The 14,052-nt window shown below is 39.5% G+C and carries 16 protein-coding genes, 1 tRNA gene and 1 other RNA gene; 17 read left to right on the top strand and 1 reads right to left on the bottom strand.

Annotation, left to right across the window (positions count from 1 at the left end; translation table 11 throughout):
* Nucleotides 1-266: 266 nt before the first annotated feature.
* Complete coding sequence (locus tag HMPREF3249_RS08340; RefSeq protein WP_003027727.1) at nt 267-1,268, bottom strand: YdcF family protein; 1,002 nt, start codon at nt 1,266-1,268, stop codon at nt 267-269.
* A gap of 136 nt (nt 1,269-1,404) precedes the next feature.
* Between HMPREF3249_RS08340 and ssrA the strand changes: the two genes are divergently transcribed.
* From ssrA to HMPREF3249_RS08255, 17 genes are all read left to right on the top strand, one after another.
* Nucleotides 1,405-1,754, top strand: a transfer-messenger RNA (tmRNA) gene (gene ssrA / locus HMPREF3249_RS08335).
* 8 nt (nt 1,755-1,762) lie between these two features.
* Nucleotides 1,763-1,850: transfer RNA gene (locus HMPREF3249_RS08330), tRNA-Ser, on the top strand.
* Nucleotides 1,851-1,997: 147 nt separating this feature from the next.
* On the top strand, nt 1,998-2,378 hold the full coding sequence (locus HMPREF3249_RS08325) for a CidA/LrgA family protein (protein ID WP_003037448.1): 381 nt from the start codon (nt 1,998-2,000) through the stop codon (nt 2,376-2,378).
* Nucleotides 2,371-3,066, top strand: a complete 696-nt coding sequence (locus HMPREF3249_RS08320; protein WP_049516752.1) for an LrgB family protein — start codon at nt 2,371-2,373, stop codon at nt 3,064-3,066. The genes HMPREF3249_RS08325 and HMPREF3249_RS08320 overlap by 8 nt, the downstream gene beginning before the upstream one ends.
* 117 nt (nt 3,067-3,183) lie before the next feature.
* Nucleotides 3,184-3,696: an adenine phosphoribosyltransferase gene (locus HMPREF3249_RS08315; protein ID WP_003025236.1), complete on the top strand. Its 513-nt coding sequence runs from the start codon at nt 3,184-3,186 to the stop codon at nt 3,694-3,696.
* Between the two features lie 99 nt (nt 3,697-3,795).
* Entirely contained in the window at nt 3,796-4,749 is a 954-nt protein-coding gene (gene metA, locus HMPREF3249_RS08310) for a homoserine O-acetyltransferase MetA (RefSeq protein ID WP_049533007.1), read from the top strand.
* Nucleotides 4,750-4,757: 8 nt separating this feature from the next.
* On the top strand, nt 4,758-5,432 hold the full coding sequence (locus HMPREF3249_RS08305; RefSeq protein WP_049533008.1) for a DnaD domain-containing protein: 675 nt from the start codon (nt 4,758-4,760) through the stop codon (nt 5,430-5,432).
* A 93-nt stretch (nt 5,433-5,525) separates the two neighbouring features.
* Nucleotides 5,526-6,215, top strand: a complete 690-nt coding sequence (locus HMPREF3249_RS08300) for a tRNA (adenine(22)-N(1))-methyltransferase (protein ID WP_049533009.1) — start codon at nt 5,526-5,528, stop codon at nt 6,213-6,215.
* The gene (locus HMPREF3249_RS08295; protein ID WP_049533010.1) at nt 6,202-6,999 is read left to right on the top strand and encodes a Nif3-like dinuclear metal center hexameric protein; all 798 of its coding nucleotides are present in this window, start codon (nt 6,202-6,204) and stop codon (nt 6,997-6,999) included. Before HMPREF3249_RS08300 ends, HMPREF3249_RS08295 begins: the two co-directional genes overlap by 14 nt.
* Nucleotides 7,000-7,011: 12 nt before the next feature.
* A complete protein-coding gene (locus HMPREF3249_RS08290; protein ID WP_059220585.1) occupies nt 7,012-8,109 on the top strand; it encodes an NAD(P)/FAD-dependent oxidoreductase in 1,098 nt (365 codons plus the stop codon).
* Nucleotides 8,110-8,580 carry an 8-oxo-dGTP diphosphatase gene (locus HMPREF3249_RS08285; RefSeq protein ID WP_049533012.1) on the top strand — a complete coding sequence of 157 codons (471 nt, stop codon included), beginning with the start codon at nt 8,110-8,112 and terminating at the stop codon, nt 8,578-8,580.
* 142 nt (nt 8,581-8,722) lie between these two features.
* A complete protein-coding gene (gene rfbA, locus HMPREF3249_RS08280) occupies nt 8,723-9,592 on the top strand; it encodes a glucose-1-phosphate thymidylyltransferase RfbA (protein ID WP_003025214.1) in 870 nt (289 codons plus the stop codon).
* A 3-nt stretch (nt 9,593-9,595) separates the two neighbouring features.
* On the top strand, nt 9,596-10,189 hold the full coding sequence (locus tag HMPREF3249_RS08275; protein WP_059220587.1) for a dTDP-4-dehydrorhamnose 3,5-epimerase family protein: 594 nt from the start codon (nt 9,596-9,598) through the stop codon (nt 10,187-10,189).
* A 30-nt stretch (nt 10,190-10,219) separates the two neighbouring features.
* The gene (gene rfbB / locus HMPREF3249_RS08270; RefSeq protein WP_059220589.1) at nt 10,220-11,266 is read left to right on the top strand and encodes a dTDP-glucose 4,6-dehydratase; all 1,047 of its coding nucleotides are present in this window, start codon (nt 10,220-10,222) and stop codon (nt 11,264-11,266) included.
* Between the two features lie 37 nt (nt 11,267-11,303).
* Nucleotides 11,304-12,323, top strand: coding sequence for a UDP-glucose 4-epimerase GalE (gene galE / locus HMPREF3249_RS08265; RefSeq protein ID WP_049508100.1), 1,020 nt, complete (start codon nt 11,304-11,306; stop codon nt 12,321-12,323).
* 319 nt (nt 12,324-12,642) lie between these two features.
* Nucleotides 12,643-13,233 (top strand): class I SAM-dependent DNA methyltransferase, encoded by a 591-nt coding sequence (locus HMPREF3249_RS08260; RefSeq protein ID WP_049508102.1) that lies wholly within the window; start codon nt 12,643-12,645, stop codon nt 13,231-13,233.
* Nucleotides 13,234-13,351: 118 nt separating this feature from the next.
* Complete coding sequence (locus HMPREF3249_RS08255; RefSeq protein WP_003030449.1) at nt 13,352-14,047, top strand: glycosyltransferase family 2 protein; 696 nt, start codon at nt 13,352-13,354, stop codon at nt 14,045-14,047.
* Nucleotides 14,048-14,052 lie beyond the last annotated feature (5 nt).

The following is a 14,052-nucleotide window of genomic DNA, read 5'->3' as shown; positions in this document are numbered from 1 at the left end:
CCGAGCGGATGGGGTGGATTAGTTTTGATTTATACTGTCAGCCGAGCGGATGGGGTGGATTAGTTTTGGTTTATTGTGTCAGCTGGGCGGACGAAGTGAATGAGTTTGGGTTTATAGTGTCAGCCGAGCGGACGAGGCGAATGAGTTTCAGTTTACTTCGTCGTCCTGGTCGACGGTCTGAACCAGTTTCAGTTTACTTTGTCGCCTCGGTCGACAGCTTCAATCGTTTTCTACGAATTGTTCATTCCGTTAAGTAAAATTACGCCTTATCGAAAGAGGTTAGTAAGCCAAACAATGAAATACAATCCAAGAAAAATAGCGTGCCATTTCCAATAAAGCACGATCAGTCCAAGCGTTTCACGTATCCAAGATGATGGTAGAAAATAAGGTGCTGTTCGGGAACCTATACTACGTCCTTTCAAACCAATCTTTCGCATGTAAATACCCGCTCGCAAGGAGTGGAAAGAATTGGTGACAACTAGACAACGATAATTTTTCTCACGTGTCTCATCCAAAATTGCTTTGCTAAAACGCAAATTTTCTAAGGTATTGGTTGACTGCCGTTCAATTATAATATCTTCTTGTGGAATACCTACTTGCCTTAAATATTGCGCCATTGCTTCTGCTTCGGTTATTGGTTCATCGACACCTTGTCCTCCAGAAACGACAATTTTGGGATGGTTATGAAATTTTTCATACATCGTCTTCCCCTTTTCGAGTCGTTGAGCGAGAAGAGGTGGAACCTTGTCTCCTATCAAACCAGACCCTAAGATGATGATGTAGTCTGGATGTTTTATGACGGGCAATACATTATAAACAAAACCGTAAAGGATATAGGTCACATAAAGATAGCTACCATAAATTAGAAGTCCATTTGTAAGAGATAGGATTTTATGAAGAAAGATAAAATGAGGAAAGAAAAAAGTAAGCGCTAGGGAAAGAGCAATAGCGAGTCCATAAAAGAGGGAGAGAAGGTTTGCTAAACGCCTGCCTTCAAAGGTCATCATCTGTCTGCCATTAAAAATGAGATAAATGGTTGAAATTATAACACTCAAAGGAATGAAAAGTGCTAAGATGAGCAAAGAAAGCATTGCCAGATTTCTATTGACAAGTTGTTCCATATGAATCACAAACAAACCAGAAACGATAGCGGCGAATAAAATTAAAACGATACTAAGCAAATACGCATTGAAGAGTCGCCTTGGCTCTATATAAAACAAGACAAGAAAAAGAAGAGTAGGAAGAAGCCAAATAAGATGCAATACCATAATGTGATAACAATCCTTTCAAACAGATTCCTTTTTAGTATAGCATAAAAGTTCCTGTAAAAAAGTAGATTTAAAAAACAATGGACTTAAAAATTGAAATATTATTAAAAAATATGGTATAATATTTTTATGTCTTGGGGTCGTTACGGATTCGACAGGCATTATGAGGCACATTTTGCGACTCATCGAGCGGATGTAAAGCGCCAGTTAAATATAACTGCAAAAAATAATAATTCTTACGCTTTAGCTGCCTAAAAAACAGCCAGCGTGACCAGATTCGGATCGCTCGTGTTCGATGACCGGTCTTAATAATAGCGAGATACGATTAAGCCTTGTCTAGGGGCTTGATAAGAGACTGATAGACTCGCTTGGCTTGGGCTTGAGTTATGTGTCAAAGCGAAGTTAAATCCAATACATAACCTATGGTTGTAGACAAATGTGTTGGCAGGTGTTTGGACGTGGGTTCAATTCCCACCGGCTCCATTGTTAAATATGGAAGATTACTCAAGAGGCTTAAGAGGCTGTGTTGGAAACGCAGTAGGCGTGTGAAAGCGTGCGTGGGTTCGAATCCCATGTCTTCCGTTTTGTTACAAAACGCTCGTTAGTGGCGTTTTTTTTACTAGAAGATAAAATGAGTGAAGAGAACGGATTCACTCATTTATTTTTTGAAAAATATTGAAATTTTTCTGAAAAGTAGTAGACTGTAACTAGAAAGTTTGGAGGTTTCTCGTGAAATTATACGTACAATTGATGATTATTTTTTCAATTTCTTTGATAGGAGAAGGGATTTCCTATCTTTTTCATTTGCCTATTCCGGGGAGTATTATTGGGCTTATTCTTCTTTTTTTGGCTTTGCAATTTAAAATTTTCAGATTGCGGCATGTGAGTATGGTGGGAAATTTTTTATTAGCCAATATGACGATTCTATTTTTGCCGCCAGCGGTCGGAATTATGGATAAATTTCATGTCATTGCGCCTTATCTGCTGCCGATTGTTTTGATTATTGTTGGAGCGATTGTGATCAATGTGGTTGTCATTGCTGTGGTTGTTCATTTTATCAAAAATCGCTTTGAAGGAGATTACGGAGAAGGAGAAACAAGAAATGTCTAATTTGTGGGGCAATCCTTTATTTGGTTTGGCTTTATCAATCTTTGCTTATCTGGTAGGAATGTTGATTTTTCGCAGATTTCCGCATCCTTTGACAACCCCTTTACTTCTAGCCACCATATTTGTCATTGTATTTTTAAAATTGACAGGAATTTCTTACAAGAATTACTACGTAGGCGGGGCGTATTTGAATAATCTCATTGTGCCGTCAACGGTTGCACTGGGAATTCCTTTGTATAAAACATTTCATCTCATGAAACACCATGCCAGAAGCATTTTGATTGGTACTTTTATAGCGGTGGTAGTGAATACTAGTTTTACGGCCTTGGTCGCCAAGGCTTTTGGAATGGATTTTTTCTTAGCAATTTCACTCTTTCCCAAATCAGTAACAACAGCTATGGCGGTTGGAATTACAGATAAAATGCAAGGGCTGACGACAGTGACGTTGGTAGTTGTAGTTGCAACGGGAATCTTGACAAGTGTGATCGGTCCGACTGTTTTAAAAATCTTAAAAATCAAAGATCCTGTTGCAGTAGGCTTAGCTCTTGGAGGAACGGGACATGCTGTTGGGACAGGGACAGCCTTTAAATACGGACAAGTTGCAGGAGCTATGGCTGGTCTAGCTATTGGGGTGACAGGGATTATGTATGTGATTGTCAGTCCAATTGTTGCAAGTATTATTTTAAAATAGCAAAAGACGAGAATGACTGTGCTGTGACTATTTTTTGAAAGCAAGTATGTTTTCTGCCCCATTTCCTAAAAAACATGATATAATAGAGAGTAAAAACTTTTTGATAGAAAGACAGTTATGGATTTAAAAGATTATATTGCAACCATTGAAAATTACCCACAAGAAGGGATTTTATTTCGTGACATTAGCCCATTAATGGCAGATGGGAATGCCTACAGCTATGCTATTCGTGAAATTGTCCAATATGCTACGGACAAGAAAATTGATATGATTGTCGGTCCAGAAGCGCGTGGATTTATTGTTGGATGTCCGGTAGCTTATGAGCTTGGAGTTGGTTTTGCTCCAGTACGTAAGCCTGGGAAATTGCCTCGTGAGGTTATCTCAGCTAGTTATGAAAAAGAGTATGGTGTAGATACCTTAACAATGCACGCAGACTCTATCAAGCCTGGACAGCGTGTACTGATTGTTGATGACCTTCTTGCAACGGGAGGAACGGTTAAAGCAACAATTGAAATGGTTGAACGTTTAGGTGGTATCGTTGCAGGTTGCGCTTTCCTTATTGAATTGGATGAATTGAAGGGACGCGAAGCTATTGGTAACTACGATTACAAAGTTCTCATGCATTATTAAGGTATAAGTAAAAGCTATATCTTGTTGTAGAAAAAGTATAATTGAAAACTATATCTCCTTTCAGTATAATAAAAGCAGAAAGTAAAAGGAGATATTTTCATGCCTATTAAAATTGATAAGAAATTACCAGCTGTTGACATTTTAAGATCTGAGAATATCTTTGTTATGGATGATGAGCGTGCAGAACACCAAGATATTCGTCCTCTGAATATCTTGATTTTGAATTTAATGCCGCAAAAAACAGTAACAGAAACGCAGTTGTTGCGTCATTTAGCAAATACGCCATTGCAACTTCGGATTGAATTTCTTTATATGACTTCTCATACCTTCAAAACGACACGTGCGGACTATATGGAGACCTTTTATAAGACTTTTGATGAGATCAAAGGTCGTTATTTTGACGGTTTGATTGTCACTGGAGCGCCAGTCGAGCATTTGCCTTTTGAAGCAGTAGATTATTGGGAAGAATTTCGACAAGTTATTGACTGGTCCAAATCGCATGTTTACTCAACGTTGCATATTTGTTGGGGAGCGCAAGCAGCTCTTTATGCTCGTTATGGCATTGCCAAACACCAGATGAAGCGCAAGTTGTCCGGTATTTATAGTCAATCCATATCAGAAAAACCAAATTTGCTGTTTCGTGGTTTTGATGATGAATACGCAGCTCCTCATTCGCGTTATACAGAAGTTCGCAAAGAGGATATTTTAAACAAGAGTAATTTGGAAATTTTAGCTTGTGGAGAAGAGGTTGGTGTCTCCGTTGTGGCAAGTCGTGATCTTCGCGAAGTGTATAGCTTTGGTCATTTGGAATATGACCGCGAGACCTTGGCAAAAGAATATTTGCGTGATGTAGACGCAGGGCTGAATCCGCATATTCCAGAAAATTATTTCAAAAATGATGATGTTACTTCAGTCCCCTGTTTACGATGGAATCTGGCTGCGGCGCTGTTTTTCAACAATTGGATTAATTATGCTGTTTATCAAGAAACGCCATTTGACTGGGCAAATGCAGCAAATGCAGCAAATGACGCTTCCTTGTTTGCTTATTTATAAGAGGTGTTATGACTTATTTATCAGCGTATAAGACGGGCAATTTAGTATTGCCAACTGAGCTTCTTTTTTATTTTCATGAAATATTTGATAATAGTGATGACTTTTTGGTCTGGCAATTTTTCTATTTGCAAAATACAACGTCGCTAGAAGAGATTTCTCCTGTTCAGATTGCAGAAAGTATCGGGAAATCCGTTGCAGAGGTCAATCGCTCTATGTCAAATTTGACAGAAAAAGGATTGTTGCAGTATAAAACAATTGCACTCAATGGTGAAATTGAAGCAGTTTTTGATGCGCTGCCAGCGCTTGAACGATTAGATGAAATTGTAGAAAGTCGCTCAAGCGTTGCGCAAACTGTTTCTCAAAATGTTTTAAAAGACTTGGTCGAGACTTTCCAGCAAGAATTAGGTCGCCTCTTGACACCGTTTGAAATTGAAGATTTAACAAAAACGATTCAAGATGACAAGATCAATCCTGAACTTGTTACTGCTGCTCTTCGTGAAGCTGTTTTTAATGGAAAGGCAAACTGGAGATACATCCAAGCTATTTTACGGAATTGGCGCCGTGAAGGCATTACAACAGTAGCACAGGTAGAAGCGAAGCGAGAAGAACGTGAAGCGGCAAATCCGCAAAATATCACTGTCTCAGATGATTTTTTGAAGGCTATGGATTTGTGGCGAGATTAAGATGTCGGAGTTTGTTCCCTTGGAATAGACTCTTTTTTTAGTTCCTTAAAAATGATATACTAAGTGAAACGATTATTTTAGAAATGAGTTATCATGCAAGTAAAGAATATCTCAAAACGTTTGAGAAAAGTAGCTGGTTTTGTACCACAGGATGCCAAAATCTTGGATGTAGGAAGTGACCACGCTTATTTACCGATTTATCTAATTCAGCAGGGAAGAACTTCCTCGGCTATTGCTAGTGAAGTTGTTGAGGGACCTTATCAGTCTGCGGTGACGAATGTAGCAGATAATCAGATGTCCGATAAAATTGATGTTCGCTTGGCAAATGGTTTGGCAGCTTTTGATGCAGAAGATCAGATTGATGTTATCGTTATTGCAGGAATGGGAGGAGGATTGATAGCAGATATTTTAGACAATGACAGTGCAAAATTGGCATCTGTTAAGCGCCTGATTCTTCAGCCTAACAATCGGGAAGATGAACTTCGCAGGTGGTTATGTGGTCATAATTTTCAAATTATTGAGGAAGCTATTGTGGAAGAAAATGGGAAATTTTACGAGATAATGATAGCTGAACAGGGGCATCAAGTGTTGAATGCTAAACAAGAACGCTTCGGACCTTATCTAATGAGGGAGCAATCAGCTGTTTTTCTAGATAAATGGCAGCGAGAAGTAGACAAGCTGGAAAAAGCTTTGGCTAAAATCCCCGAGAAAAATCTAACGGAACGCTCTGCTATGTCCCAAAGAATCAAGCAAATCAAGGAGGTACTGCATGCTGGCAAGTGATTTTATTAACCGTTATGAAGCATACTGTCCTAAGAATCTGTCCATGACGGGAGATGTCTGCGGACTGCAAATTGGAACTCTGAATAAGGAAGTTAAGCGAGTACTGGTAGCTTTGGATATCCGCGAGCAGACAGTTGCAGAGGCGATTGAAAAAGATGTAGATTTGATTTTGGTTAAGCACGCACCGATCTTTCGACCTATTAAGGATTTAGTGGCAGACCGACCTCAGAATCAGATTTACATCGATCTGATTAAGCACGATACTGCAGTCTATGTCAGCCATACCAATATTGATATTGTGGATGACGGTCTCAATGACTGGTTCTGTGATCTACTAGAAATCACTGATACGGATTATCTTAGCGAAACGGTTCCTGGACACGGCATTGGTCGTATTGGCAAGATTGCACCTCAGACTTTTGGAGACTTTGCAGGCAAGGTTAAGGAAACTTTTGGTCTGGATAGTCTGCGTTTGGTGACTTATTCGGCTGTGGATCTGGAGCGAATGATTGAGAAAGTGGCAATCTGTGGTGGCAGTGGTCAGTCCTTTTACAAGGAGGCTTTAGCAAAGGGCGCTCAGCTTTATATTACAGGTGATATTTACTACCATACAGCACAGGATATGCTGAGCGAGGGGCTTCTAGCTTTGGATCCGGGTCACCATATAGAAGTGTTCTTTGTAAAAAAATTGGTTGAAAAGTTTCAAGACTGGAAAGTAGAAGAGGGTTGGGAAGTTGAATTTTTAGCCAGTCAAGTTTCTACAAATCCTTTTAAACATATCTAAGTAGGAAATTGTATGAAAAAAGTAGCGATTATCGGAGCGGGGATTGTTGGATCAACTGCTGCCTATTATCTATCAAAAAATCCTGTTTATCAGGTAACAGTTTTTGACCATGGAATAGGTCAGGCAACCAAAGCAGCAGCTGGTATTATCAGTCCGTGGTTTTCTAAGCGGCGCAATAAAGCATGGTATCGTATGGCGCGACTGGGAGCAGATTTTTATCTGGATTTGATAGCTGATTTACAGAAGGACGGTTTTGCAACGGAGTTTTATCAGCAGACTGGCGTCTTTTTGCTGAAGAAAAAAGAGGAGAGCTTGGAGGCACTCTATGACTTGGCAGACCAACGGCGAAAAGAGTCACCGCTCATTGGCGACTTGCGGCTACTTTCACGGGCGGAAGCAGCAGAGTACTTTCCAAATCTTAAAGGTTTTGACCGGCTGCTCTATGCTTCTGGAGGAGCACGCGTGGAAGGCTCATTATTGACTCAGACTTTGCTTACGGCTAGCGGTGCAGAAGTAATTCAAAAGAAAGTAAGTTTGGACATTCGAGATGGGGCTTTCTGGGTTGATAGTTGTTGTTTTGACCAAGTTATATTGGCAACAGGAGCTTGGTTGCCCGAGTTTTTGAGTCCATTAGGTTATCAAGTGGATATTCGTCCACAAAAAGGGCAGTTGCGAGATTATCAGACTGCTCTGGTGACAGATGATTATCCAGTTGTTATGCCAGAAGGAGAGCTAGATATTATTCCTTTTCAAAATGGCAAAATCAGTATGGGAGCTACACACGAAAATGAAATGGGCTATGACCTTAAAGTAGATCAGGTCATGTTAGATAAAATGGAACAGGAAGCTCTCTACTATTTTCCTAGGTTATCTCAGGCGAAAGTGGTGAACGAACGGGTCGGAATTCGAGCCTATACTAGTGATTTTTCTCCTTTCTTTGGTCAGGTGCTAAATCTTCCGCAGGTATTTGCAGCTAGTGGCTTAGGCTCTTCTGGTTTGACGACAGGTCCGCTCATCGGATATCATTTAGTTCAGATAATTCAGGGAAAAAACGGTAGTTTAAATCCAGCGGATTATCCCATTGAAATCTACATTAAGAAAGAGAAGTAGATGACAGAGAATATTTTAAATTGGGTCAATGTTTGTGTGAAAAAAGAGAATCAAGTTCTTTTGCTCAATCGACAGCATGATGATTTTAAAGGTTGGATTCAGCCAGGTGGAAAAGTTGAGTTTCCAGAATCCTTTTTTGAAGCAGCAGCTCGTGAGTTGAAAGAGGAAACGGGATTGACGGCTTTGAAATTACAGCTTAAAGGTATTTCAGGTTTTACCAATCCAGCAAAAGCAGAGCGTTATGTCTATTATGATTTTCTCTGTGAGGATTTTGAAGGGAAACTGCTAACGGAATCACGGGAAGGTCAGCCCAAATGGTGGTCAATTGATGAATTGGAATCGTTATTCATGCAGGACGACATCAGAGATAGGCTTCCTTTGTACTGGCGAAAAGGCTCCTTTGAGCGGATTCACTATTGGGATGAAGAGAACCATTGCATCAAAGAAACCAAGACGATATTGTATGACTGAGTTAGCAATGATTTTAGGTTAAATGTAAATCTAAGAAACTCTTACAGGAGTGTGCTTTTAAATTTTAGTTTTTAAGTAAAAAGTGACATCCGCTTTCAAAAATGGTAAAATAAAGAGAATACATTAAGAGAGGAAACTCATTATGAAAGGTATTATTCTTGCAGGCGGCTCTGGTACACGTTTGTATCCTTTGACTAGAGCTGCATCTAAACAACTCATGCCGGTTTATGATAAACCCATGATTTATTATCCGCTATCAACCCTCATGCTGGCTGGTATCAAGGATATCTTGATTATCTCAACACCAACAGATCTTCCTCGCTTTGAGGATTTGTTGGGTGATGGCTCGGAGTTTGGCATCAAACTTTCTTACGCTGAGCAACCAAGTCCAGATGGTTTGGCTCAAGCCTTTATTATTGGTGCCGACTTTATCGGTGATGACCATGTGGCTTTGATTTTAGGTGATAATATTTATCATGGACCAGGCCTTAGCAAAATGCTTCAAAAGGCTGCTTCGAAGGAAAAAGGAGCGACTGTTTTTGGTTACCAAGTGAAAGATCCAGAACGTTTTGGTGTGGTTGAATTTGATGACAATATGAATGCAATCTCTATTGAAGAAAAACCAGAACAACCACGTTCTAACTATGCAGTTACAGGACTTTATTTCTATGACAATGACGTAGTAGAAATTGCTAAAAATATCAAGCCTAGTCCACGTGGAGAGCTGGAAATCACTGATGTCAATAAGGCTTACTTAGACCGCGGCGATTTGTCTGTTGAGCTTATGGGACGTGGTTTTGCTTGGTTGGACACTGGTACACATGAGAGCTTGTTAGAAGCTGCTCAATACATTGAAACCGTTCAACGTATGCAAAATGTGCAAGTAGCAAACTTAGAAGAAATTGCTTACCGTATGGGTTATATTACCAAAGAACAAGTGCATGATTTGGCACAATCACTTAAAAAGAACGAATACGGTCATTACTTATTGCGCTTGATTGGAGAAGAATAAAACATGTCTGAACAATTTTTTGAAAAAAAATTAGCAGCTCGTAAGATTGAAGCCATTCCTGGCATGCTGGAATTTGATATTCCAGTACATGGAGACAATCGTGGCTGGTTCAAGGAAAACTTTCAAAAAGAAAAAATGGTGCCCATTGGTTTTCCAGAAAGCTTTTTTGCAGAAGGTAAGCTTCAAAACAATGTCAGCTTTTCCCGCAAAAATGTGCTCCGTGGACTCCATGCAGAACCTTGGGACAAGTACATTTCTGTCGCAGATGGCGGAAAAGTTCTCGGTTCTTGGGTTGATTTGCGTGAAGGGGAAACATTCGGAAATACCTACCAAACGGTTATTGATGCCAGCAAAGGGATTTTCGTTCCTCGCGGTGTAGCAAATGGCTTTCAAGTATTGTCAGATACGGTTTCTTATAGCTATTTGGTCAATGACTACTGGGCATTGGAATTAAAACCTAAGTATGCCTTTGTCAACTATGCTGACCCTGCTCTTGGGATTGAATGGGAAAGTCTTGACCAGGCAGAAGTCTCTGAAGCAGATAAGAATCATCCAATGCTTAAGGATGTTAAACCTTTGACCAAAGATATGTTATAATACCCTCAGAAAATAGGAGAAAATCTTTTCATGACTGAATATAAAAATATTGTAGTGACAGGTGGTGCTGGCTTTATCGGTTCTAACTTTGTTCACTATGTGTACAATAACTTTCCAGATGTGCATATCACAGTTCTGGATAAGCTAACTTATGCTGGTAATCGTGCCAACATTGAAGAAATTCTAGGCGACCGAGTGGAGTTAGTCGTTGGAGATATTGCAGATGCAGCAATTGTTGATCAAGTAGCTAAGAATGCGGATGCAATTGTTCACTATGCGGCAGAAAGCCATAATGACAATTCGCTAAATGATCCTCGTCCATTTATCGATACGAACTTTGTTGGAACTTATACGCTTCTTGAAGCAGCTCGTAAATACGACATTCGTTTCCACCATGTGTCGACTGACGAAGTTTACGGAGACCTTCCTCTTCGTGAAGATCTTCCAGGTCACGGTGAAGGACTGGGTGAAAAATTCACACCAGAAACGAAGTACAATCCAAGTTCACCTTATTCGTCAACCAAGGCAGCTTCTGACTTGATTGTCAAAGCTTGGGTACGCTCTTTCGGTGTCAAGGCAACTATTTCTAATTGTTCAAATAACTATGGACCATATCAACACATCGAAAAATTTATTCCGCGCCAAATTACCAATATCCTTTCAGGCATTCGTCCAAAACTTTATGGTGAAGGAAAGAATGTTCGTGACTGGATTCATACTAATGACCATTCATCAGGGGTTTGGACCATTCTCACAAAAGGGAAAATCGGTGAAACCTACCTAATTGGTGCAGATGGTGAGAAGAATAACAAAGAAGTGCTAGAACTCATTCTTAAAGAAATGGGACAACCAGCTGACGCTTACGACCATGTAACAGACCGTGCGGGTCACGACCTGCGCTATGCTATTGACGCTAGCAAGTTGCGTAATGAACTAGGCTGGAAACCAGAATTTACCAACTTTGAGGCTGGATTGAAAGAAACAATCAAGTGGTACACAGATCACCAAGATTGGTGGAAAGCTGAAAAGGAAGCTGTCGAAGCCAACTATGCCAAGACTCAAAAAGTATTAAAATAAAAAGTAACTATTGAAGTTTTGTCTTAAAAGGAGAATCATGAAACATAAAATTTTAGTAACAGGTGGAGCCGGATTTATCGGAACGCATACCGTTATTGAGTTAGTCAATGCTGGACACGAAGTTGTTATTGTCGATAATTTAGTGAACAGCAGTAAAAAAAGTGTAGAAGTTGTAGAACGAATTGTTGGTCAAAAAATTCCATTTTATCAAGTGGACATTCGTGATAAGAAGGTCTTACTTGAAATCTTTAAAGCAGAACAACCAACAGGCGTGATTCATTTTGCGGCGTTGAAAGCAGTCGGTGAATCAACACAAATTCCGCTGACTTATTACGAAAACAACATTACAGGAACGTTGACATTGCTACGCGTCATGGAAGAAGTCAATTGCAAAAATATCATTTTCAGCTCTTCTGCAACTGTCTATGGCGATCCTCATACCGTTCCAATTTTAGAAGATTTTCCTCTGTCAGTCACCAATCCTTACGGACGTACAAAACTGATGATTGAAGAAATGCTGACGGATATTTACAAAGCTGATGCAAACTGGAATGTTGTCTTGCTTCGGTATTTTAATCCAATTGGTGCTCATGAAAGTGGTGATTTGGGTGAAAATCCAAATGGCATTCCAAATAATCTCTTGCCATATGTGACGCAGGTTGCTGTTGGAAAATTAAAAGAAGTGCAAGTATTTGGCAATGACTATCCAACAGTTGACGGTACCGGTGTTCGTGACTATATTCACGTGGTAGATTTAGCAAAAGGACATGTGGCTGCTCTGCAAAAAATTGAAGGAACTGCTGGTCTAAATATCTATAACCTTGGTACCGGTAAAGGATACTCTGTTTTAGAAATTATCCAAAATATGGAAAAAGCAGTCGGAAAACCAATTCCTTACAAGATTGTTGACCGCCGCCCTGGTGACATTGCAACTTGCTATGCCGACTCTACAAAAGCAAAAGAGGAATTAGGCTGGGAAGCACAATTTGATATTACACGCATGTGCCAAGACGCTTGGCATTGGCAAAGCAAACACCCAAATGGATTTGATGACTAAATAAAAAATATGTCAAATAGTAGACGAGGCTGGGATAGTAGTTTCTCAGCCTCGCTTTTTAAATAGAAATAAGCTTGATGCACAGTAGTTGATTGTTCAAAACATTGCGTTGAAGTTGCGAATAATGCTTGCGAGGTAAGGTTAATTTTGTTTCCTAGTCAAACTCGTAAGAAGTACCTAATCAGCCTTGTGGAAGTTGACCAGAATTCACTGTTCTGAGGTTTTTGCGTAATGACTTGAAAGTAAGCTTACTAAAAAAGTAGAAAACCAGTTAAGCATTTTTCTGGAAGAATGATTTACTTTCTGTTAAACTAAAAATATGGAACATCATTTTAATCATAAGGCAGAATCATTCGATTCTCTCAAAAATAGATTTATTGCCGATCTCATTCGCCAGGAAGTGGAAAAACAAATAGTAGATTTTTCTGACAAGCGCATTTTGGATTTTGGCGGTGGTACAGGCTTGGTGACTCTGCCATTGGCAGCTCAATCCAAGTCAGTCACGCTTGTTGATATTTCAGATAAAATGCTTGATCAAGCTCGCCTAAAAGTGGAAAAGCAAGCCATTGATAATGTTTATTTGTTGCAGCAGGATTTGTTGACAAACCCATTAAATCAATTATTTGATATCATCGTGGTTAGTCGTGTTCTTCATCATATGCCAAATGTTGAGAAGACTCTAGCAATGTTTAGAAATCATCTTGTAGAGGACGGACAGCTTTTTATTGCAGATTTTGTTAAAACAGACGTAAATCATCATGGCTTTCATCTTGATGAATTGGAAGAAAACTTATCTCAGAATGGTTTTCTGCCTGTCAAATCTCAGATAATTTATAGTGCAGAGGAACTCTTTTTAGGAAATTATGCGGAGCTTTTCTTGACATTAGCACAAAATCACTCGTTTGCATGACGAGTGATTTTGGTTTGTCTTTATAGTAAATTTCTTGATTCTTTTATGGAAATAGTAGAAAATGGCGCGTGGATATAGTATAATGTGGTTATATGATTTTGAAGGAGAATGAGATTAAGTGAAATCTTCGGATTTATTGATTATTATACCTGCCTACAATGAAGAAGGCTCTATTGAGAATGTTGTCAACAATATCATCAGGAATTATTCACAATATGATTATGTGATTATCAATGACGGTTCAAAAGATAGAACATCAGCCATTTGCCATGCAAACAGTTATAATATTGTGGATTTGCCGGTCAATTTAGGATTGGCAGGCGCATTTCAAACAGGACTTAGATATGCTTATGAGCAAGGCTATAAAAAGGCAGTGCAGTTTGACGCAGATGGTCAACATTTGCCTGAGTATATCTCAGTTTTAGAAGCAAAAATGAACGAAGGCTATGAAATGGTTATTGGATCTCGTTTTGTGACGGAAAAGCGCGAAACGTCTTTGCGGATGATGGGGAATATTCTCATTAGTGCAGCCATTAAATTAACTACAGGAAAGACAATCAACGATCCAACCTCTGGTATGCGGATGTTTTCTGAAGGACTTATCAAAGAATTTGCTCTCAATATCAATTATGGACCTGAGCCAGATACCGTCTCATATCTAATTCGTCATGGTGTGAAAGTAGCAGAAGCCCAAGTGCGAATGGAAGAGAGACAAGCTGGTGAGAGTTATCTGACACTTTCTCGCTCTATTCAATATATGACGCACATGTTTGTATCTATCTTGATTATTCAGAATTTCAGAAAGAGAGGGTAGACATT

The sequence above is a fragment of the Streptococcus sp. HMSC36C04 genome (genome assembly GCF_001839535.1).
GTDB classification, from domain to species: domain Bacteria; phylum Bacillota; class Bacilli; order Lactobacillales; family Streptococcaceae; genus Streptococcus; species Streptococcus hominis.
The sequence above is the reverse complement of the archived record's forward strand: the minus strand, read 5'-3'. Positions and strand labels throughout refer to the sequence as shown.

Bases quoted from the DNA above. Each gene is read 5' to 3' on its own strand.
- HMPREF3249_RS08315 (WP_003025236.1), top strand. From the start codon at position 3,184: ATGGATTTAAAAGATTATATTGCAACCATTGAAAATTACCCACAAGAA.
- HMPREF3249_RS08300 (WP_049533009.1), top strand. From the start codon at position 5,526: ATGCAAGTAAAGAATATCTCAAAACGTTTGAGAAAAGTAGCTGGTTTT.
- HMPREF3249_RS08320 (WP_049516752.1), top strand. From the start codon at position 2,371: ATGTCTAATTTGTGGGGCAATCCTTTATTTGGTTTGGCTTTATCAATC.
- HMPREF3249_RS08295 (WP_049533010.1), top strand. From the start codon at position 6,202: ATGCTGGCAAGTGATTTTATTAACCGTTATGAAGCATACTGTCCTAAG.
- HMPREF3249_RS08260 (WP_049508102.1), top strand. From the start codon at position 12,643: ATGGAACATCATTTTAATCATAAGGCAGAATCATTCGATTCTCTCAAA.
- rfbB (WP_059220589.1), top strand. From the start codon at position 10,220: ATGACTGAATATAAAAATATTGTAGTGACAGGTGGTGCTGGCTTTATC.
- HMPREF3249_RS08305 (WP_049533008.1), top strand. From the start codon at position 4,758: ATGACTTATTTATCAGCGTATAAGACGGGCAATTTAGTATTGCCAACT.
- HMPREF3249_RS08285 (WP_049533012.1), top strand. From the start codon at position 8,110: ATGACAGAGAATATTTTAAATTGGGTCAATGTTTGTGTGAAAAAAGAG.
- HMPREF3249_RS08275 (WP_059220587.1), top strand. From the start codon at position 9,596: ATGTCTGAACAATTTTTTGAAAAAAAATTAGCAGCTCGTAAGATTGAA.
- HMPREF3249_RS08340 (WP_003027727.1), bottom strand. From the start codon at position 1,268: ATGGTATTGCATCTTATTTGGCTTCTTCCTACTCTTCTTTTTCTTGTC.
- HMPREF3249_RS08290 (WP_059220585.1), top strand. From the start codon at position 7,012: ATGAAAAAAGTAGCGATTATCGGAGCGGGGATTGTTGGATCAACTGCT.
- rfbA (WP_003025214.1), top strand. From the start codon at position 8,723: ATGAAAGGTATTATTCTTGCAGGCGGCTCTGGTACACGTTTGTATCCT.
- metA (WP_049533007.1), top strand. From the start codon at position 3,796: ATGCCTATTAAAATTGATAAGAAATTACCAGCTGTTGACATTTTAAGA.
- galE (WP_049508100.1), top strand. From the start codon at position 11,304: ATGAAACATAAAATTTTAGTAACAGGTGGAGCCGGATTTATCGGAACG.